The organism is Leifsonia sp. NPDC058292 (assembly GCF_042880955.1).
In the GTDB taxonomy this organism is placed as follows: domain Bacteria; phylum Actinomycetota; class Actinomycetes; order Actinomycetales; family Microbacteriaceae; genus Leifsonia.
In genome coordinates, this window is record NZ_JBHVYL010000090.1 from 1 (window position 1) to 1,007 (window position 1,007).

General features: G+C 65.6%; 2 protein-coding genes. Both read left to right on the forward strand.

The annotated features are described in order from the left end of the window. The coding region (locus ACFVWR_RS19130; protein WP_387216062.1) for a hypothetical protein at nt 1-205 on the forward strand (205 nt) is incomplete at its 5' end. A 14-nt stretch (nt 206-219) separates the two neighbouring features. Then, nucleotides 220-1,005 carry a hypothetical protein gene (locus ACFVWR_RS19135; protein ID WP_387216065.1) on the forward strand — a complete coding sequence of 262 codons (786 nt, stop codon included), beginning with the start codon at nt 220-222 and terminating at the stop codon, nt 1,003-1,005. Nucleotides 1,006-1,007 lie beyond the last annotated feature (2 nt).

Here is a 1,007-nt window from a genome sequence, read left to right on the forward strand (position 1 = left end):
GACTCGGGCTCTGCCTGACTCCATCGAATCCGCGGTGGCCCTGGTCTCCTACCGGCTCAAGAACCACGAGCCGAAGCGGACCGAGACGCAGCCGCCGGCACCTACTGCGGCCCCCGTGAAGCGGGAGCAGTGCCCCGAGTGCCACCGGCCGTACCGCGCCGGGCACCCAGGCGGCACCTGCGCCGACTGCCGCGACTCCCACTGACTTAGCCAGCCCACGTGAAGGGAACAACTGTGCCTTCTGCTCTGCCCTGGTACCTCAAGGGAATCCTGTACGTCGCCCTGCCCGCTGCATGCGTCGCCGCCCTGTACCTCTCGATTCCGGGAGAGGTCGCGTTGGCGAGGACTGCCGGATGGTCCGAGCACTACGCACCCGCCATGCCTGTGTGCCTCTCGGTCTACGCCCTCTCAGCCGGGGCTATCGCTACCTACCGCCGCAAGATGGAACTGCCCGGTCAGGTGACAGCTCTCCTCGGCTCTCTCATGGCACTGCTGCTGGCCATGAGTGCCCAGTCCATCTCTCACCTCATTGAGGCGAGCTACATGGACAGTTCCCCTCTCCTCGTGGTGGCTGTCTCATGCGTCCCGCCCCTCACCATCGCGCACCTCGTGCACATGGCTGAGACTCCCTCTCAGGTGCGTTCTGCCTCTGAGGAGCTGGACGAGCTGAGAGACCTCACGGCGAACCTCATGACGGCCCTGGTGGTCTCTGAGAGCCGAGCCCTGGTCTCTCACTCCGGGCGCGTCCTGGTGGAGGTCGAGCGAGTCTCTGAAGCTGTTGAGGGGCTGACTGAGGAGACCGAGGATCTGTCTGAGGAGCTTGAGAAGTCCCTCAGCGCGGGGAAGCGCCCCCGGAAGGCTCTCACGGTGACGCCGGACAAGATCGAGGAGACCCGCAAGCGTCTCGCCGCCAAGGGCGACAAGGTCACTGTTGAGGGAGTCTGCCGAGCGCTCGGGATCTCTCAAGCCTCGTACTACCGGTACTACCAGCCCCAGGGGGCCTAGCC